General features: G+C 35.3%; 20 protein-coding genes. 13 read left to right on the forward strand and 7 right to left on the reverse strand.

All coding sequences use genetic code 11. The features are described from left to right. Positions 1-7: 7 nt before the first annotated feature. The 4 genes from queA to hemW are packed head-to-tail and all read right to left on the reverse strand — an operon-like array spanning position 8 to position 3,313. On the reverse strand, positions 8-1,030 hold the full coding sequence (gene queA, locus CHHT_RS03145) for a tRNA preQ1(34) S-adenosylmethionine ribosyltransferase-isomerase QueA (RefSeq protein ID WP_370510320.1): 1,023 nt from the start codon (positions 1,028-1,030) through the stop codon (positions 8-10). Next, positions 1,023-1,781: a twin-arginine translocase subunit TatC gene (gene tatC, locus CHHT_RS03150; RefSeq protein ID WP_034962680.1), complete on the reverse strand. Its 759-nt coding sequence runs from the start codon at positions 1,779-1,781 to the stop codon at positions 1,023-1,025. The genes queA and tatC overlap by 8 nt, the downstream gene beginning before the upstream one ends. Beyond that, positions 1,781-2,218 carry a Sec-independent protein translocase protein TatB gene (gene tatB, locus CHHT_RS03155; protein ID WP_034962681.1) on the reverse strand — a complete coding sequence of 146 codons (438 nt, stop codon included), beginning with the start codon at positions 2,216-2,218 and terminating at the stop codon, positions 1,781-1,783. The genes tatC and tatB overlap by 1 nt, the downstream gene beginning before the upstream one ends. A gap of 54 nt (positions 2,219-2,272) precedes the next feature. Continuing rightward, positions 2,273-3,313, reverse strand: a complete 1,041-nt coding sequence (gene hemW / locus CHHT_RS03160) for a radical SAM family heme chaperone HemW (protein WP_034962682.1) — start codon at positions 3,311-3,313, stop codon at positions 2,273-2,275. A 149-nt stretch (positions 3,314-3,462) separates the two neighbouring features. On the opposite strand from hemW, the gene CHHT_RS03165 reads away from it, so the two are divergent. The 10 genes from CHHT_RS03165 to CHHT_RS03210 all read left to right on the forward strand — a co-directional run bounded on the left by CHHT_RS03165 (position 3,463) and on the right by CHHT_RS03210 (position 12,591). Next, positions 3,463-3,933, forward strand: coding sequence for an RNA pyrophosphohydrolase (locus CHHT_RS03165; protein WP_034962683.1), 471 nt, complete (start codon positions 3,463-3,465; stop codon positions 3,931-3,933). Next, a complete protein-coding gene (locus CHHT_RS03170; RefSeq protein WP_034962684.1) occupies positions 3,933-5,147 on the forward strand; it encodes an aspartate kinase in 1,215 nt (404 codons plus the stop codon). Before CHHT_RS03165 ends, CHHT_RS03170 begins: the two co-directional genes overlap by 1 nt. Further along, positions 5,147-5,689, forward strand: coding sequence for a HobA family DNA replication regulator (locus CHHT_RS03175; protein WP_034962685.1), 543 nt, complete (start codon positions 5,147-5,149; stop codon positions 5,687-5,689). The genes CHHT_RS03170 and CHHT_RS03175 overlap by 1 nt, the downstream gene beginning before the upstream one ends. 8 nt (positions 5,690-5,697) lie before the next feature. Continuing rightward, entirely contained in the window at positions 5,698-6,315 is a 618-nt protein-coding gene (locus tag CHHT_RS03180; protein ID WP_034962686.1) for a DNA polymerase III subunit delta', read from the forward strand. Continuing rightward, positions 6,312-7,469: a dihydropteroate synthase gene (gene folP / locus CHHT_RS03185; protein WP_034962687.1), complete on the forward strand. Its 1,158-nt coding sequence runs from the start codon at positions 6,312-6,314 to the stop codon at positions 7,467-7,469. The genes CHHT_RS03180 and folP overlap by 4 nt, the downstream gene beginning before the upstream one ends. A gap of 9 nt (positions 7,470-7,478) precedes the next feature. Continuing rightward, positions 7,479-9,416, forward strand: coding sequence for an NAD-dependent DNA ligase LigA (gene ligA / locus CHHT_RS03190; RefSeq protein ID WP_074898800.1), 1,938 nt, complete (start codon positions 7,479-7,481; stop codon positions 9,414-9,416). Further along, positions 9,413-10,114 (forward strand): 23S rRNA (cytidine-2'-O)-methyltransferase TlyA, encoded by a 702-nt coding sequence (tlyA, locus tag CHHT_RS03195; protein WP_034962688.1) that lies wholly within the window; start codon positions 9,413-9,415, stop codon positions 10,112-10,114. The genes ligA and tlyA overlap by 4 nt, the downstream gene beginning before the upstream one ends. Further along, positions 10,083-10,964, forward strand: coding sequence for a bifunctional riboflavin kinase/FAD synthetase (locus tag CHHT_RS03200; RefSeq protein ID WP_034962689.1), 882 nt, complete (start codon positions 10,083-10,085; stop codon positions 10,962-10,964). The genes tlyA and CHHT_RS03200 overlap by 32 nt, the downstream gene beginning before the upstream one ends. Further along, entirely contained in the window at positions 10,961-11,665 is a 705-nt protein-coding gene (gene cmoA / locus CHHT_RS03205) for a carboxy-S-adenosyl-L-methionine synthase CmoA (RefSeq protein WP_034962690.1), read from the forward strand. The genes CHHT_RS03200 and cmoA overlap by 4 nt, the downstream gene beginning before the upstream one ends. Before the next feature lie 287 nt (positions 11,666-11,952). After that, entirely contained in the window at positions 11,953-12,591 is a 639-nt protein-coding gene (locus CHHT_RS03210) for an HAD family hydrolase (RefSeq protein ID WP_034962691.1), read from the forward strand. 18 nt (positions 12,592-12,609) lie between these two features. Here CHHT_RS03210 and CHHT_RS03215 read toward each other — a convergent pair whose 3' ends face one another. The 3 genes from CHHT_RS03215 to rpsO are packed head-to-tail and all read right to left on the reverse strand — an operon-like array spanning position 12,610 to position 14,366. Further along, positions 12,610-13,194, reverse strand: a complete 585-nt coding sequence (locus CHHT_RS03215) for an aminotransferase class IV (protein ID WP_064019695.1) — start codon at positions 13,192-13,194, stop codon at positions 12,610-12,612. Further along, positions 13,160-14,068: an aminodeoxychorismate synthase component I gene (locus CHHT_RS03220; RefSeq protein ID WP_034962692.1), complete on the reverse strand. Its 909-nt coding sequence runs from the start codon at positions 14,066-14,068 to the stop codon at positions 13,160-13,162. Before CHHT_RS03220 ends, CHHT_RS03215 begins: the two co-directional genes overlap by 35 nt. A 25-nt stretch (positions 14,069-14,093) precedes the next feature. Beyond that, complete coding sequence (gene rpsO, locus CHHT_RS03225) at positions 14,094-14,366, reverse strand: 30S ribosomal protein S15 (RefSeq protein WP_034962693.1); 273 nt, start codon at positions 14,364-14,366, stop codon at positions 14,094-14,096. A gap of 175 nt (positions 14,367-14,541) precedes the next feature. Here rpsO and CHHT_RS03230 point away from each other — a divergent pair, with 175 nt between their 5' ends. Genes CHHT_RS03230 through CHHT_RS03240 form a run of 3 tightly spaced genes read left to right on the forward strand, consistent with a single transcriptional unit; the run spans position 14,542 to position 18,129 of the window. After that, positions 14,542-14,946, forward strand: coding sequence for an Rrf2 family transcriptional regulator (locus CHHT_RS03230; RefSeq protein WP_034962694.1), 405 nt, complete (start codon positions 14,542-14,544; stop codon positions 14,944-14,946). A 2-nt stretch (positions 14,947-14,948) separates the two neighbouring features. Beyond that, a complete protein-coding gene (flhA, locus tag CHHT_RS03235; RefSeq protein ID WP_232051102.1) occupies positions 14,949-17,108 on the forward strand; it encodes a flagellar biosynthesis protein FlhA in 2,160 nt (719 codons plus the stop codon). Positions 17,109-17,118: 10 nt separating this feature from the next. Then, positions 17,119-18,129 (forward strand): DHH family phosphoesterase, encoded by a 1,011-nt coding sequence (locus CHHT_RS03240; protein ID WP_034962695.1) that lies wholly within the window; start codon positions 17,119-17,121, stop codon positions 18,127-18,129. Position 18,130: the final 1 nt, after the last annotated feature.

Raw genomic sequence — 18,130 nt, forward strand, 5'->3', positions numbered from 1 at the left:
TTTTCTCCTAAATTATCAGCATAGAGTCGCCATAAGAGTAGAATTTATATCTATTTTCTACGGCTATTTTATAAATTTCCATTGTTTTTTCAAGCCCTATAAAGCTCGCAACTAGCATTATAAGAGTTGATTTTGGTAGGTGAAAATTTGTAAGTAAATAGTCTTGTCTTTGGGGTCTGTTTTGCGGATGTAAAAATAGATCACAAAAGCCATTTGCTTGTTTTGTTCTAGCGTAGTACTCAATGCACCTTGTAACAGTAGTACCTACGCCTAGAATTTTAGCATTTGAGTTTATGATACCCTCAGTATTTTTTGGTATATCGTAAAATTCGCTATGCATTTTATGATCTCTTATATCATCGCTCCCAACGCCTTTAAAAGTTCCTGCTCCAACGTGCAGTGTGATATAGCTGATCTCGTGATTTTTTTTTAAATTTGTTAGCATTTCAGGACTAAAATGCAAGCTCGCAGTAGGCGCCGCTACGGCTCCTGGATTTTTAGCAAATATGCTTTGATACCAGTTTTCATCGTCTTTGCTGTCTTCTCTTTTTATGTATGGTGGAAGTGGTACATGCCCGATACTTGCTAAGATCTCATAAAGTTCGCTTATTGTTATGACTTTGCCATCTTTTGTGAAACGCACGACTCTGCTAGCATCATCACCTAGCTCTAAAACTTCTGCTTTTAAATTAAGATCGAAATTTAAAATAGTATGAACGCTAGTTTTTCCTTTTATATAACAGCTAAATTTGTTATCATTTAGCGGTGAGTTTAGTAAAAGTTCTATCTTTCCTCCGCTTTGCTTTGTTCCGTAAATTCGCGCTTTTATGACTTTAGTATCGTTAAAGATGATATTACAAGGTGGTAGTATTTTAGCTAAATCTCCAAATTTATAGTGGAAAATTTGATCTTTGTTTCTATCATAAACTAGGAGTTTTCCATCTTCTTTAGGGATAGTTGGAGACGTAGCTATAAGATCACTAGGAAGCTCATAGTCGTAACTACTAAGAGCAAATACTTGATTATTCATCTTCTTGCTCATCTTCTTTTGAGTCCTCTCCATCATCGTCTTTTGGTGCTGGATTTACCATTTTTGCTATCAAAATCGACAGCGCGTAAAGTCCTATTAGCGGTACAGCAAGTAAAAACTGGCTTAAGATGTCAGGAGGTGTCATTATAGCGGCAAATATAAATATAACAACTATGGCGTATCTAAAAAATCCTTTGAGCGTTTTATCATCAACCATTCCTAGCTTTGCTAAGAAAAATGTAACGACTGGAAGTTCAAAGCTTATCCCAAAAGCTACGACTAGCTTAGTAAAAAATCCAACGTAATCGCCTATACTAGGCAATGCTTGAAATAGCTCTCCTCCAAAATTTATCAAAAAATGAAAACCGACTGGAACTACGAAATAATAACAAAACGCAGCTCCTACTAAAAACATAAGAGTTGCGCTAAATACGAACGGTATGACGTATTTTTTCTCATTTTCATAAAGACCCGGTGCTACAAATAGCCAAAATTGCCAAAAAATGATAGGTAAAGATAGGAGTAATCCAGCGAAAAATGCTACTTTCATCGCAGTGAAAAATGGCTCTGCGACTTGAGTAAAGATTATGTTACTTCCTGCTGGAAGAACTGCTTTTAAAGGGGCTGTCATATAAGCTAGGATTGGATTCCAAAAGTTAAAACATACTATAAAACATACTATTAAAGCAAAAACACTTATTAACAATCTTTTTCTAAGTTCAATCAAATGCGGTCTTAAATCTTCAAACATTATGCCTCTTTTTTATTTTCTAAATTTAGGGTAGTTTGGGCTGGTTTTTGCTCTGTTTCATCCTTTAAGATATCGCCACTATTTAGAGAATTTAATGGGCTTTTTATATCGTTTTTGATATTTTCTAGGCTTTCATTTACGCTATTTTTTGTTTCGTTTATGCTACTTTTTAGCTCGTCAAGCTCTTCAAACGTAAGCTTTTTTCTTACTGCATTAGTCGCATTTTGTACGCTTTCTTTATACTTTTTAGCGTCTTCTTTGAGCTCTGCTATCTTGACTTCTTGCTCAAACGTACTTTTTGCTGAATTTATCGTCTGTTTAAACATCTTAAAGAATTTTGCGATCTTTACCATTGCATCTGGTAGTTTATCTGGACCTAAAAAAATCACAGCAACAACGGCTATTATTATTATCTCTGATAAGCTCATTCCAAACATTACTATTTCCCATTAAAAAGTTAGTCTTGCATTTTAGCGTTTTTTTACTAATTGCTAGGTTAAAAACAGAGAAATTTCATCTGCTATGAGAAAATTTGCATTAAATGCTCGTCCGTTTTTTATATAAATTTTATTTTCTTTTTCTAAAAGCTCTACTTTTTCGATCTTTTTCTTGTCTAAATTTGATAGTTTTATCCCGACACAGCTTCTAAGCCCTAAAAAGATATGTTCTTCTAACATATCTTTTTTGCTTAAAATTTCTACCTTTTTTTGCAGTGGATTTGCTATATACTCATCTAAATCACTTGGCGAATAAAACCTTTTATCTGCAATAGTCCCAACTGCGTAAGCTCCAAAACCTAAATAATCTTTTTGCTTCCAATAGCCTAGATTATGAGTGCAAATTTTACCAAAATTTGATATTTCATATTGTTTAAAACCTATATCTTCAAGTCCGTTTATAAGATATCTTGCTAAACTTAAACTATCTTTTTTTAAATTTAGTTTGTCCCAAAAAGGCGTTTTTTCTTCTAAGCTAAGCGAATACGCAGAAACGTGAGAAATGCCTAAATTTGCTATATTTTCAAGCTCACACTTAAGAAGTTTTTTTGTGTCTAGTTTAGTGCCATACATCAGATCTACGTTGATATTTTTAAATTTAGCGATCTTTGCATTTTGCACGGCTTTAAATATCGCGTTTTTACTATGAATTCTACCTAATAATCTTAGCTTTTTTTCATCAAAACTTTGAGCTCCAAAACTTATGCGATTAACGCCAAGTCTCTTCATATCTTCTAGCCATTGTAAATTTGCCGAATTTGGATTTGCTTCACTAGTGATCTCTGCGTTTTTTGCTAATTTTGGTCTTAAGGCTTCAAAAATTTGAGCGTAAAACTCAGCATTTACGCTACTTGGCGTACCGCCACCTATAAATATCGTAGTTATTTTTTCGTTAAGATCCAAAATCGTATTTTGTATTTCATGGTTTAGAGCTAAAAAATATTTTTTGACTTGACTAAATTTATCGCTGTGTGAGCCAAAAGCGCAGTAAGGGCATTTTGACTCACAAAATGGTATGTGGATATATATCTGCAAGTTCTCTCCTAAATTCCGTCTATTTTGATAAAAAATTTACGCGTTTATAAGCTTAATTAAACAGGCATAAAATTTGTTTTGTATTATAAGTTAATTAAACTTTAAAGCCTTTTAGGGTAGCATTTTTCCTAAAAATTTAGGAACAAAAAATGGAGAAAGAAAAAAAATACAGACCAAATGTGGCTGCTGTTATACTCTCTCCTTTATATCCTCTTGAATGCAATATTTTCATTGCACAAAGATATGATATCAAAGGTGCTTGGCAATTTCCTCAAGGCGGAATCGACAAAGGAGAAAAACCTAAAGATGCACTTTTAAGAGAGCTTAACGAAGAGATAGGCACAAACGACATTGAGATACTTTGCGAACATCCTGAGTGGCTTAGCTATGATTTTCCTGAAAATATAGCACAAAAAATGTCGCCATACGACGGACAAATTCAAAAGTATTTTTTGGTCAGATTAAAGCCTAAAGCGAAGATAAACTTAAAAACAAAGCACCCTGAATTTGATGACTATAAGTTTATCAAAGAAAATATGGTTTTAGAAAATGTTAATCACTTTAAAAAAAGTGTTTATCATAAAGTTTTGAAATATTTTAAAGAAGAGGGATATATTTAATGCTTATAGTTCAAAAATACGGTGGTACAAGCGTCGGAACGCTTGAGCGAATAGAAGAAGTATCAAAAAGAGTAATAGATACAAAAAAAGCCGGAAATGATGTAGTAGTCGTAGTTTCTGCTATGAGTGGAGTTACAAATAAACTTATAGAATATGCCGAGTATTTTACTAAAATAGCCCCTGCTAGTAAAGATATGGATATGCTTTTAAGCGCTGGAGAGAGAGTAACTAGTTCGCTTTTATCTATAGCATTAAATGAAAAAGGTTATGAAGCTGTTGCTATGAGCGGTAGAGCAGCAGGGATCATAACAGATGATGTTCATACTAAAGCTAGGATCTTAGAGATAGACTGCACGAATTTGAAAAAAGCTCTTGGCGAGGGCAAGATAGTCGTTGTTGCTGGATTTCAAGGAGTTAGTGTGGATGGCGATGTGACTACTCTTGGTCGTGGAGGAAGTGATCTAAGTGCTGTTGCACTAGCTGGAGCTTTGCATGCTGATTTATGTGAGATCTACACTGATGTAGATGGGGTTTATACCACCGATCCTAGGATAGAGCCAAAAGCCAAAAAACTTGATAAGATAAGCTATGATGAGATGCTTGAGCTTGCAAGTATGGGTGCAAAGGTATTGCAAAACAGAAGCGTTGAACTAGCTAAAAAATTAAACGTAAATTTAGTAACAAGAAGTAGTTTTAATAATAATGAAGGAACATTAATAACAGGAGAAGCAAATATGGAAAATAGCAGTATGGAGCAAGTACTCATCAGCGGCATTGCACTAGATAAAAATCAAGCTAGGGTTACTTTGCGAGGAGTCGTTGATAAACCTGGCGTTGCAGCTGCGATTTTTACTAAACTTGCCGCAAAAAATATAAACGTAGATATGATAATCCAAAATACAAGTCACGAAGATGGCACTACAAGCCTCGGATTTACCGTCCCTCAAAATGAAATGGAAGCAGCTAGAGAAGTGGTGGAAGGAACAGCAAGAAGCGTAGAGATAGATAGCGACGTGGTAAAAGTAAGTGTTGTGGGCGTCGGTATGAAAAGTCATAGTGGTATAGCTAGCCTTGCATTTACTACTTTAGCAGATGAGGGTATAAATATACAAATGATATCTACTAGCGAGATAAAGATCTCTATGATAGTTGCGTCAAAATACGGTGAATTAGCCGTAAGAGCTTTACATAAAGCATACAAACTGGACGCTTAATGAGCGATTTTATGAAATGGAGCTTAGAGGCTATCAGAGATGATAGTCCTCTTATGAGTTGGATGGAAGAAAGGCGCGTGGAGTGGGCGCCACTGCTAGCTTCTAGGATAAAGTACCTTTTAGACGGCTTTACTTTTATCGTGATATGCGATGAAGATAGAGACTGGTTTGAAAGCTATTTTCTAAGAAAAATAAATAGAAAAAATAGCTCTAGACCTATACTTCCTTTCGTATCTTTAAGATCGCTATATCCATCTCTTGGCGAGATCAACTCAAAAGAAGAGATAAGCCTTTTAGAAGATATGCTAAGCATCGCCTTTCCAAATGGATATATATATTTTTACATAGGAAAATCAAACTCTAAATTTGCTAGTTTCGCAAAAGGGAAAGATGATAGCTATATGTGGCTCTTTGATGAGCAAGCGCAAAATAGCTTTTATCTAAGCTCAAGCGATGATATGCTTGATTTTAAGCTACTTTCTATGTTTAGGCTGTTTGATAAAAGTATAGATGACGTGCTTTTTGGCAAAATAACTCTTTAGGTAAAAACTTGCAGAGCAAAATCATAATAGATGAAGATTTCGAATCTATAAAAAGCGAAATTTTAGCTGAGAATGATCCAAATTTTGTAAAAATATTTGAATACGATACTCTTTTAATGGAAAATGCTAAAGAGATAATAAACGAAGCTTATATCGCAGAGATCAGAGAAAAAATCATAGTCATAATAGCTCATAAATTTGGTATAGATCCACAAAATGCACTGCTTAAGATATTAGAAGAACCGCCAAGAAATATAGTTTTTGTAATCGTCGCAAAGAGTAAAAATCTCCTTTTACCAACCGTCAGATCTAGGCTCGTTATGGATAGCAGAGTCAAAAAAAGTATAAAGATCGATATCGGTTTAAATTTAAAAAGGTTAGAGCTTAAGGAAATTTATCTTTTTATAGAAGAGAAAGTAGCGCTTGAAAAGAGCGATAAATTCGGTAAAAAAGAGCTTTTAGCAGTAGTAAAACAGATAATCTTAGATGCGATTACTGCTGGGATCAAATTTGAAAGCGAAGATTACGAATACTTTTATAAAATTTATAGATTAATAGATCTAAACGCGAAATCAGCTAGCGTTTTAACGCCGCTTTTACTTCTTTTGATGCAAAGGACAAGATGAAAGTTTTTAAAGTCAGTAAAGATAATGATTTTGAAGTTTTGTGCAAGGATATAAAACCACATATCGCTGGGCTAAATATAATGAAACAAAAGTCAGCTCTTCACTTTTTTTATATAAAAGATATTAAAAAAGTAGCCGTAAATATCTTAAAACAAGACGCTCTAAGCCTAGGAGCCGAGCTTGTGACTTCAAAAGACAGTATTTTTGGTGGAGACGAGCTAGTAAATGCTCTGCTTATAGTAAATGATAGGCAGCTCGCTCTTTTGAGTAAAAAAGAGGCAAAGCAAGATTTTGGGCTAAAAGATCTAGCTAAATTTATAGAAATAGAGTTTAAAAAGCCAGATATGCCAAGCATAATGGGTGTTTTAAATTTCAATGACGATAGTTTTAACCCTAGTAGCAGAACCACTAAAAACGAGTGCATCTCAAAAATACAAAAGATGATAGAAGATGGCGCTGAGTACATAGATATAGGTATGATTAGCTCACGTCCTAGAAGTGTTTATCCTGGTCCTGGAAGTGTTTATCCTGGGCGTGATGAGGAGTTTAGTAGAGTTAAGCCTGTCGTTGATGAAATTTATGCAAGTAAGATTTATGAAAAAGTTAAGCTAAGTCTAGATAGTTTTGATGAAAAATGCCTTACTTACGCGCTTGAGAGAGGCTTTAGTATGGTAAATGACATAACTGCAGATCTAAGCTTAGCTACTCTAGCTACTAAGTATGACGCAGAGTATTGCTTGATGCACAAAATAGGCGATCCTAAGACTATGCAAAAAGACGTAAAAGACTGCGATATTTTAAGTAATGTTGATGAGTTTTTCGCTAAAAAGCTTGAAATTTGCGAAAGTTTGGGCGTGAAAAAGATATTTTTAGATGTAGGAATAGGCTTTGGCAAAACTCCAAGAGACAATATGATACTCATCAAAAATTTAGAGCATTTCTTACACTTTGGATACCCTCTTTTTGTGGGTGCAAGTAGAAAAAGTGTGATAGATCATTACTGCAAAGCAAGCGTGAGTGAGCGACTTCCTGGAACGCTATTTTTACATTTAAAAGCTTTTGAAAATGGTGCTAAAATCATAAGAGTACATGATGTTTTAGAGCATATTCAAATGTTTAAGATAAATCAAATTTATAAAAATTTAGAAATTTAGAGAAAAACTATGGATAAAAATGAGTACCTAAAAGCAGTCGATACACTAAATTTATGGGCAAAAGCTTACTATACGAATGATGCTCCTATAGCTAGTGACGCCGAATACGACGAACTTTACGCCAAAACGCTTAAGTTTGAAGATGAAAATCCAGAGTTAAAAGTTCCATACTCTCCTACTTGTAGAGTCGGCGGCGAAATTCTAAGCGAATTTCAAAAATCATCGCATTTAGAGCGAATGTGGTCTATGGAAGATATTTTTAGCGATGAAGAACTTGACGCTTGGATACTTAGGGGCGATAAAACGGGGCTTGAATTTTTTGTAGAGCCTAAATTTGACGGCGCTAGTTTAAATCTGCTCTATGAAAATGGAAAACTTGTAAAAGCTGCCACTAGAGGCGATGGAAGCATAGGCGAAGACGTGACTCATAACGCTAGAGTTATCTCATCTATCCCGCTTCAAATTTCTTATAAAGAACTCATAGAGATCAGGGGCGAAGTCGTGATCTCAAAAGAAGATTTTGAGCTTATAAACTTAAAACGTGAAAAAAATGGCGAGCCGCCTTTAGCAAATCCTAGAAATGCGGCTGCTGGTAGCCTTAGACAGCTAGATAATGGCGTAGTAAAACAAAGAAAACTCAAATTTTATCCTTGGGGAGTAGGGCGCAACTCTTTGGACTACGAAAAACATTCGCAGATTATGGACTTTGTGCGAAGTCTTGGATTTTTGCAAGACGAGTTTTGTTTGATCTGCAAAACAAGTGACGAGCTGAAAAATGCCTACAAAGAACTTACAAAAAAAAGAGACGATAAGCCTATCTTAATGGACGGAATGGTTGTAAGGGTAAATGACTTAAGCAAAGCAAAAAGTCTTGGATATACAGTCAAATTTCCAAAATTTATGGTTGCGTATAAATTCCCAGCTATAGAAAAAACGGCTCGCTTGATAGATGTAGCATTGCAAGTAGGGCGAACAGGTGTTGTAACTCCGGTGGGTATTTTAGATGGAGTATGGATAGAGGGCGCTTTTGTACGAAATGTCACGTTGCATAATTTTGATGAGATAAATCGCCTTGGGCTTATGAAAAATGACCTTGTTACAGTCATAAGAAGTGGAGATGTGATACCAAAGATCACTAGCGTGTTTAAAGAGCGTAGAAATGGTGAAGAAAAGGAGATAGTGCGTCCTAAATTCTGCCCAGAATGTGGCATGGAGCTTTTAGACGAAGATGTTTTTATAAAATGTCAAAATTTGAGCTGCAAAGCAAGAGTCGTAAGCTCTATTATATATTTTGCTTCAAAAAAATGTATGAACATAGATGGGCTTGGAGAAAAGGTAGTGGAGCTGCTTTTTAAAAGAGGAATCATCAAAGATGTAGCAGATATTTATAGGCTTGATGAGCTTAGCTTTATGGGATTAGAGGGTTTTAAAACAAAAAAAATATCAAATTTACTAAAAGCTATTGATGATTCTAAAACCCCAAATTTAGAACGTTTTATCACGTCTTTAGGTATAGAACATATCGGGGAGGTTGCCGCAAAAAAAATAGCCGTAACTTACGGTCAAAAGTGGACCTGCTTAAGCCTTGAAGAACTTCTTAGTTTAGATGGTTTTGGCGAAGCTATGGCGTTAAGCTATCTTGAGTTTATAAGGGTAAATTTAGACAAGATCAAAGAGCTTCTTGGTTTTATAACGCCTAAAATAGCCCAAATAGAGCTAAAACAAAATGCTTTTAGCGGTAAGACAGTTGTCATAACCGGATCTTTATCTCGCCCTAGAGATGAGTTCAAAGCCGAGCTTGAGAGTTTTGGGGCAAAGGTAACAAACTCAGTTTCTACTAAAACCGACTTTGTTTTGTACGGAGACGAGGCAGGAAGTAAACTAGAAAAAGCTATGAGTTTAGGTATAAGTTTGATAAATGAAAACGAGTATGAGAGCCTTAAATGAGAGCAGATCTTGCAGTGGCATTGGTGCTTGGTATTAGCAGAAATAAAGCTAGTGAACTGATAAAGCTAGGAAAAATTTATATAAATGATAGGATTTTAGACAAGCCAAGCTTAGAAGTAGATGAGAGCGCTGATATAAAAGCCTTAGATACTATTTATGTTAGCAGGGCGGCTTTGAAACTAAAAGGCTTTTTAGACGAGATCAAATTTGATCCATTTGGCTTAAACGCTCTTGATATAGGAAGTAGCACAGGCGGATTTGTGCAAGTTTTGCTTGAAAATGGAGTAAAAAGCGTGACGGCTTTAGATGTAGGAAGCGATCAGCTTGATAGTACTCTTAGGAACGATGCTAGAGTCATAGTGAGAGAAAATACCGATATAAGGGATTTCAAAGAAGGTAAATTTGATCTAGTAACTATAGATGTTAGTTTTATATCCGTTTTGCTCATTTTAAAAGATATTGATCGTTTGGCTAAAAGAGATATAATCTTGCTTCATAAACCACAATTTGAAGTAGGAAAAGACGTAAAAAGAAACTCAAGAGGCGTAGTCAAAGATAAAAAGCAAATTTTACTTTCACAAAAATATTTTCAGAGCGCTTGCAGCGAGCTTGGCTGGGAATGCCTTGCTAAAAAAGAGTGCGTGATAACAGGTAAGGAGGGAAACCTTGAATCATTCTACCACTATAGAAAAAAATGATATAGATTCTATTGCTATAGGACATTTTGACGGCATTCATAAAGGACATAAAGAACTCATAAAAGAGCTTGGAAAGGGTGGTGCGTTAGTTGTTATAGAGAGCAATAAAGCCTGTATCACCCCAGGCGATAGAAGAGAAGAATACTCAGGCGTCCCTTGCTTTTATTATTATTTAAAAGATATCGAGGATCTAAGAGGAGATGAGTTTTTAAAGCTTTTAGAGGCTGATTTTCCAAATTTAAAACGTATAGTTGTAGGATATGACTTTAAATTTGGAAAAGATAGAGCTTGGGACAAACACGACCTTAAAAATTTATTTCACGGCGAAGTCATTATAGTAAAAGAATTTAGCTTTGATGGTCTTGGTGTGCATAGCTCGGCTATCAGGCGTTTTTTACGCGATGGAGATATATATAGAGCAAATCGCCTTTTAGGTAGAGAGTACAGTATAAAAGGCAGGGTTGTAGGCGGACAAGGTATAGGAAAAAAGAGTATATATCCGACTTTAAATTTAAAAGTCGAACCGTATCTTTTGCCAAAAGACGGCGTTTATGCAACTAGAACAAAGATAGGCGATATAACGTATAGTTCCATAACCTTTATAGGAAATCGCCTTAGTACCGATGGTGCTTTTAGTATAGAAAGTCATCTTTTAGATCTGAATTTACACGAAAAAGTTACCGAAGTCAGGGTTTGCTTTGTAGAGAGGATACGTGATAATATCAAATTTTCTTCGCTCTTAGAGCTAAAAGAGCAGATCGCAAAAGATATACTTATAGCAAGAAACGTAGCAAAAGTTTGCGATCTTAGTCTGCAAGATAACTTTATACATTCAAGGGATTTAGTGTGAGAGATGAGGTTTTTAAAGAGCCTATAAAAAAGCAATTTGAGTTTGATGAGAGCGTGGTAAGTGTTTTTGATGATATGGTAAGTCGCTCAGTGCCTTTTTATGACACGGTACAATCTCTAATAACTGAAATTTTAGTAAAAAATTTACCGACAAATGCTAATGTTTTTGATCTGGGATGTTCGACTGCTACTACGCTTCTAAGACTTTTTAAGCTTAGAAATGACCTTGTTTTAAATGGCGTAGATAGTAGTGAAGCTATGATAAAAACGGCAAAAAACAAAGCTCTTGCTTATGGGGCTAGTCTAAATTTGTTTGCTAAAGATATCTTAGAGTATGACTTTAGCGGGGCAGATGCTGTGATACTTAACTATACTTTACAGTTCATTCGTCCGATAAAAAGAGATGAATTCGTGAAAAAGATCTACTTGAATTTAAACCAAAACGGGCTTTTTGTATTTAGTGAAAAGCTGGTTTTCGAAGATAAAAAATTTACCTTAGATATGATAGAAATTTACGAAGAATATAAGGTAAAGCAAGGATATTCTAAGTTTGAGATATCACAAAAACGTCAAGCCTTAGAAAATATACTCATACCTTATACTCAAAAAGAAAATGAAGAGCTTTGTTTAAACGCAGGTTTTAAAAGAGTTGAAACGCTTTTTAAATGGGCAAATTTCGCTACTTTTATAGCTTTTAAATAACCCCCCCCCCACCCTTTTTTTCACAACCTCCACTCAACCCCAAGTCTACCACTTATTCCTTCATTCTAGTCCCATTACTCCTATATGACTATTTAAATATACAAAATAACTAAATTTATACTATTTTTATAGTGAGTAGTTTGGTAATGAATTTGATATCTGCAAGGCACAAACTAAATTTTTGCAATACCAGTAGTGGCTAGTTTATATATAAATTTAAAGATCGATGTGTTAAACTTTGCTTTGTCTTATAGGATAAGACGATATGCAATGATAAAAGGAATTTGATGAAGTTGTATCTATATGATCTTGACAAAACGCTTATCAAAGAAGATAGCGCCAAGCTTTGGGCGGATTTTATCTATGAAAAAGGGCTTGTCGGGGCTGAGTTCGTAGCAGCTCAAGAGGCTTATGAAGATGACTACGCTAATGGCGTGCTTGATATGGATGAGTACCAAAAGCACTTTTTAGCTCCGATAAAAGGCAAAACAAAGCAGGATATAAAACCGCTTTTGAGTGAGTTTGTGGATAAAAAGATCAAGGGTATAGTCTATGATGATGCTATAAAGCTAGTAAATTCAAACGCGGGTAAGAAGATAGTCATATCCGCAACAAATGATTTTATAGTACAGGCCGTGTGTGAGTTTCTTCATATAGATGAGTTTTTAGCGACGGATAGCCAGATACAAGGCGGCGTTTATACTGGAAATATCGATGGTATTGCAGCGTTTAGAGATGGAAAAGTAAAAAAGATCAAATCTTATGTGTCTAAAGATGAGTTTGAAAATGCGACTTTTTATAGCGATAGCATAAATGATCTTCCGCTTTTAAAAGCTGTAAAAATCGGAGTTTTGGTAAATCCAGATAAGCTTTTGCTAGAAGAGAACGAAAAGTTGAAATTTGATATTTTGAGATTTGAAAAGTAGGCTTTTGCGCTTACTTTTTTATATTATTTTGAACTTATCTAACTCTACAAAGCCTATCATAGCGTTCATTAAAGCGATCTTTTTAGCGTTTAACAGCTCGTTTTTACTTATGTCTTTTGGTTTTAAAAAGCCGTCTTGAAGTAGCCTTTGTCTTGAAGTGCCTTTTAAAAGTGGAGTTTTTGGAGTCAGCCAAAGACCTGAGCTCTCATCAAAAATAGCTAAATTCGCTATGCTAGTGTCTGTTATGAGAGAGTTTTTGACCATAATGATCTCATCAAAGCCGTTTTTGGCTTTGTTTATGTCGCTTCTATCTAGATATTTTTTATCGTAGCTAAAGTTTATATTTATTAGCTTGAACTCGTAAAAATCACGCATTTTGTATGGAAAATACTCTACGCTTACAAGCTCGCCATTTTGATCATATATCACTTTGGCTCTGTAAATGCCCTCTGTTTTTGGCTTTAAAATCTTTGCAAAATCAAATTTAAGCTCATTTAAGACGGAATTTTGAGCTCTTTTGATGTGAAAATCTAAATTTAAAACATTGCCGTTTTGAATTTTTATAGTCTCAAAAAGGAAAATAGACTTTTTGGATGAGTTCATCATACTCCTTTTTTGCCTCACTCATTACCGTGATGCCTCCACCACTGAAAAAATACAGCCCATCAGAGCGCTCTTTGACAAACCTTATCATAACGAAGCTTTGGCAAACTACTCCGTCAAAATATATAAAAACTCCTGTGTAAAATCCCCTAGGCTCTCTTTCACACTCTTTGATGATGCGCATTGTCTCGTGCTTTGGCGTCCCTGTTATGCTACCTGCTGGCAGCAAGCTAGAGAAAATCTCATCAAAACTTATCCCCTTTTTCAGCTTTGCGCTGATGTGCGAGCTAGTTTGATATAGCTGCGCTACTTTTTGTATGTATCTAAAACTCTCTACTTTAACCTCAGTAGAGATAGCGCCAAGATCATTTCTCATGAGATCAAGCATCATAGCTGATTCGCTAAACTCTTTTGGGTCGTTTAAAAGCGTTTCTTTGGCTTTTGGAAGTGCTGCGTTTATCGTGCCTTTCATAGGAAAAGCATGGATAAAACCGTCTTTTATGGTAACAAAAGGCTCAGGCGTAAAGCAGACAAAATCATCTTTTTTATAGATAAGAGCTTCGCCTTTTGTATGCTCAAATATATCTTTTAAACTTAAATTTGTTTCTATCTTAGTAGAAAAACATAAATTTAAAAGATAACTATCTCCGTTTTTTTGATGATTTATGACTTTATCAAAGCTTGTTTTGTATGTATCAAAGTCTATAGGATACTTTTTTATAAAATGATCTATAGGGCTGCTATTTTTTACATTTAGTTTAAATTCTATACCAAATTTCTTTGCGTCTTTGGGATGAGTGATGATGTTTTGCTCTGGAGTATCGTAACTGATAAGAGCTATGAAAGGCTGGTTTTTAGGGAATTCGTAGAGCATGAGAAAAGCCCCAGATAGGGCTCTTTCACTTATCTCTGATGCTAAGCTCAGCTATAAGTTTTGTATAAGATTCGTAGTTTTTAGCTTTTAAATATTTTAAAAGTCTTTTTCTTCTACCAACTAGCTTAAGAAGACCTAGACGAGAACTAAAATCTTTTTTATTTATTTTTAAATGTTCGGTAAGTTCAGCAATTCTTGTAGTAAGAAGAGCTACTTGAACTTCTGGAGAACCTGTGTCTCCGCTTTTTCTAGCGAATTTCGCAACTATTTCTGCTTTTTTAGCCGAATCTAAAGCCATAATTGACCTCCTGAGCGGTATTAAATTTTTGAAGATTGATTTTAGCTAAATAAATCAAAAATATAGCTTAAATTTATATAGAGGCTTTTTGCTAAATTTAAATTCAGACTAACTTAGTCAATATTAAAACAAATTTTGCTAAAATTATGGAATTCAAATAATTAAAGGAGCACAAGTGCTTTTTACAAAAGCTAGTGAATATGCGTTACTCTCTTTGATGTTATTATCGCAAAGTAACTCCCCAAAAGACGTAGATGCGATGTCTTGCGAACTCGGGATCTCAAAAAGTTTTTTAGCTAAAATTCTACAAAATCTTGCAAAAGAGGGCATATTAAATTCATTTAAAGGCGCAAACGGCGGTTTTATACTTGCTGATAAGCCTGCAAATATCAGCATAAGACGAATTTTAGAAAGTGCTGAAAAAAGAAAAGCTTATGTATTTGAGTGCAGCATTGATCGTAAAGACTGCCCGAGTCATAAGGGAAGTGTATGTAAAATGTGGCCTATGTTTAATGCCTTGCAGCTTAAAGTAGATGACTTTTTAAACGGCATTACTTTGGCAGATATCATCAAGAAGTAAATTTGGCAAAACGCAATATCTTAACAATGGTCGCTCCGTTTTTAGCGCCATTTGTAAAAGCTAAAAGTTTAACCGTTGTTTTTGTTATCATAGCTATCTTAGCCATTATCATAGTTCCGCTTCCAAGCGTAGTTTTAGACTTTTTTTTGGCATTGTCGCTTTCTATATCAGTCTTGATCATACTTATATCCATATATATACCAAAGCCTACTGATCTTAGTACATTTCCTACTTTGATACTTATAATTACGCTTTTTAGGCTATCTTTAAATATCGCTACGACTCGTATGATACTAAGTGAAGGTCATAATGGACCAGAAGCAGTTAGCGAGATCATCGCTAGTTTCGGTCAGTTTGTAGTCGGCGGCAACTATGTTATAGGTGTCATAGTATTTTGTATACTTGTACTTATAAATTTTATGGTTGTGACAAAAGGCTCGACAAGAGTTAGTGAGGTTCAAGCTCGTTTTACCCTTGATGCTATGCCTGGAAAACAGATGGCTATCGACGCCGATCTAAATGCTGGACTTATCGATGAGCAAACAGCGCGCTCACGCCGTCAAGAGATCATCTCAGAAGCGAATTTCTACGGTGCGATGGACGGTTCGTCTAAATTTATAAAAGGTGACGCGGTTGCTGGTATTATCATCACTATCATAAATATCATAGGTGGTTTTTTGATAGGCACGTTTCAGCATGATTTAGATATGAGTGCGGCAGCTCAGAGCTATACTATACTTACGATAGGAGATGGCTTAGTAAGTCAAATTCCAGGACTCATCACATCTACTGCAACAGCTATCATCATAACTAGAGCTAGTAAAGACGAAGATAACTTTGCTGAGGGCGTTGTATCTCAGCTACTTGGCGAGTATAAAACTTTGCTTATAGTCGGTTTTATACTGTTTATATTTGCTATAGTACCGGGACTTCCTACGTTTTCTTTGGGTTTTATGGCTGTATTGTTTTTAAGCATAGGGTATCTTATGAAGCAAATTCAAGACGGAAATCTTGATTTTTCAGCTACACAAGATAATACGAAAAAACAACAAGATCCAAACTCGAAAAGCGAAACATCTGAAAAACCTATCAAAAAAAGCGACGAAGAAGTAGCAAGAGAAGAGCAAAGCAAAATAGATGATATACTAAAGATCGAGATCCTAGAACTAGATCTTGGTTATGGGCTGTTAAAGTTGGCTGATAGTGATCTTATAGAGCGGATAAGGGCTATGCGTAGAAACATAGCTTCGATGCTTGGCTTTTTGATGCCTAAGATCAGGATACGCGATAACTTGCAGCTTCCGCCAAACGAGTATAGGTTTAAGCTAAAAGGGGTCGTGATAGCTAGTGGAACCGTTTATGCAGATAAGTTTTTAGCTATGGATAGTGGCTATGTAAGCAACGATATAGAGGGAATCGCTACAAAAGAGCCTGCTTTTGGGCTTGACGCTTTATGGATAGATGGGAGTGTAAAAGAGGACGCGATCTTAAGCGGTTATACGGTCGTAGATCCTGCTAGCGTGATCTCTACTCATATGAGCGAACTCGTTAAACAAAACGCGAGTGAGCTTCTAACAAAACAAGAAGTTCAAAATATACTAGAAAAGCTCAAATCAGACTATCCAGTCGTTGTAGAAGATACGCTCAAAGTCGCAACCGTAGGTCTCATCCAAAAGATACTAAAAGCATTGCTTAAAGACAATATCCCTATAAAAGATATGTTAAGCATACTTGAAGCAACAAGCGACGTCGCAGAAGTAAGTAAGAATTTAGATATGATAATAGAACACGTCAGAGCTGCGCTTTGCAGGGTTATAACAGCTCTTTACGCAGATGAAAAAGGACAGCTGAATTTTTATATATTTGACGCTTCGGTACAACAAAAGCTAGTCGATAGTCTAAGCTACAAAGACGGCGCTTATCATCTTATGATAAACGTAGCTCAAACTTCGGCTATAGTTACTGCTTTAAGAGAAAAAAGAGCAAACAGAAGCGTGAGCGAGCAAGGCGCTATGCTGCTTTGCGTAGAGCCTAGTCTGCGTAAATTTATAGCAAATATAGTGCAAAACTTCGGTATAGATATAGTTGTTCTTAGTTTTGCAGAGATCGCGCCAAATACTCAGTTTGAGACTCTTGGTGTGATAGAAATACCAGAAATTTAAAAGGAAAAATATGAAAATTTATCATCTTAGTCATACTGATTTAGATGGATATTCGTGTCAATTTGTAAGTAGTTTTTATCTGAAAAATGTTAAATTCTATAATTCAAACTACGGAAAAGAAATCGACGAAAAATTTAGTCAAATACTAAAAGATATAGATGAACAAAAAGCCGTTATCTTGATAACTGATCTAAACTTGAGTCTAGCTCAATGTGCTAACTTTGAAAATGCTATAAGAGGAAAAGATATCAAACTTATGCTATTAGATCATCATCAAACTGGGCTTGAGTGTTCAAACAAATTTAAATGGTACTATTTAGATAGTTCTAGAAGTGCTACAAAGATCACGTATGATTTTTTTAGCTCTTTGTTTGGTAAAGATGATGGGCTTGGTGCTTACTGTGATGTAGTAAATGCCGTAGATATCTGGCTAAAAGATAGCGAAGATTTCGAGCTTGGTAAAGTCTGTATGGGCATCATATCAGGAGCAAAAGAGATAAATAAAGTACTGTTTGAAAACGAGCATATTCAGTATGTTTTTTATCTTATGAACTCTTTTATGAACTATATCGGACTAAATAACGCCCATATCGCTTTAGATAATGACACGCATAAGATCAAAAAAAACTTTTTTAAATTTAAAAATGACGATACTTTGAGCAACCTAAACTCTGCGTATTTAGTTAGACTTTTGAGCGATGCAAAAGAGAAATTTACAGTACTTTACAGAGGTCATAAAGGCATACTAACTCACAATATAGGAAGTACTTCTGTTATAGGTAATGACTTTTTGAGCGCAAATGATGATTATGATTTCTTTTTAGATATTACTAGTAAAAAGACTATGAGCTTTAGAGCAAACGGCAAACTAGATGTTAGTAAAATGGCAGCAGAACTTGTAGGTGGAGGAGGGCATATAAATGCTAGTGGAGGTCTATTTGTAGGATTTAAAGACGGCTTTGCTTATGAGCCTATAAAAGCTCAAATAGTTGAACTTATAAATAAAAAAACAGGAGAGTAAA

This window comes from Campylobacter hyointestinalis subsp. hyointestinalis, from assembly GCF_013372145.1.
GTDB classification, from domain to species: Bacteria; Campylobacterota; Campylobacteria; order Campylobacterales; family Campylobacteraceae; genus Campylobacter; species Campylobacter hyointestinalis.

Bases quoted from the DNA above. Each gene is read 5' to 3' on its own strand.
- folP (WP_034962687.1), top strand. From the start codon at position 6,312: ATGAAAGTTTTTAAAGTCAGTAAAGATAATGATTTTGAAGTTTTGTGC.
- CHHT_RS03165 (WP_034962683.1), top strand. From the start codon at position 3,463: ATGGAGAAAGAAAAAAAATACAGACCAAATGTGGCTGCTGTTATACTC.
- CHHT_RS03210 (WP_034962691.1), top strand. From the start codon at position 11,953: ATGAAGTTGTATCTATATGATCTTGACAAAACGCTTATCAAAGAAGAT.
- tatB (WP_034962681.1), bottom strand. From the start codon at position 2,218: ATGTTTGGAATGAGCTTATCAGAGATAATAATAATAGCCGTTGTTGCT.
- queA (WP_370510320.1), bottom strand. From the start codon at position 1,030: ATGAATAATCAAGTATTTGCTCTTAGTAGTTACGACTATGAGCTTCCT.
- CHHT_RS03215 (WP_064019695.1), bottom strand. From the start codon at position 13,194: ATGAACTCATCCAAAAAGTCTATTTTCCTTTTTGAGACTATAAAAATT.
- ligA (WP_074898800.1), top strand. From the start codon at position 7,479: ATGGATAAAAATGAGTACCTAAAAGCAGTCGATACACTAAATTTATGG.
- CHHT_RS03170 (WP_034962684.1), top strand. From the start codon at position 3,933: ATGCTTATAGTTCAAAAATACGGTGGTACAAGCGTCGGAACGCTTGAG.
- rpsO (WP_034962693.1), bottom strand. From the start codon at position 14,366: ATGGCTTTAGATTCGGCTAAAAAAGCAGAAATAGTTGCGAAATTCGCT.
- CHHT_RS03175 (WP_034962685.1), top strand. From the start codon at position 5,147: ATGAGCGATTTTATGAAATGGAGCTTAGAGGCTATCAGAGATGATAGT.
- CHHT_RS03220 (WP_034962692.1), bottom strand. From the start codon at position 14,068: ATGCTCTACGAATTCCCTAAAAACCAGCCTTTCATAGCTCTTATCAGT.
- tlyA (WP_034962688.1), top strand. From the start codon at position 9,413: ATGAGAGCAGATCTTGCAGTGGCATTGGTGCTTGGTATTAGCAGAAAT.
- tatC (WP_034962680.1), bottom strand. From the start codon at position 1,781: ATGTTTGAAGATTTAAGACCGCATTTGATTGAACTTAGAAAAAGATTG.
- CHHT_RS03240 (WP_034962695.1), top strand. From the start codon at position 17,119: ATGAAAATTTATCATCTTAGTCATACTGATTTAGATGGATATTCGTGT.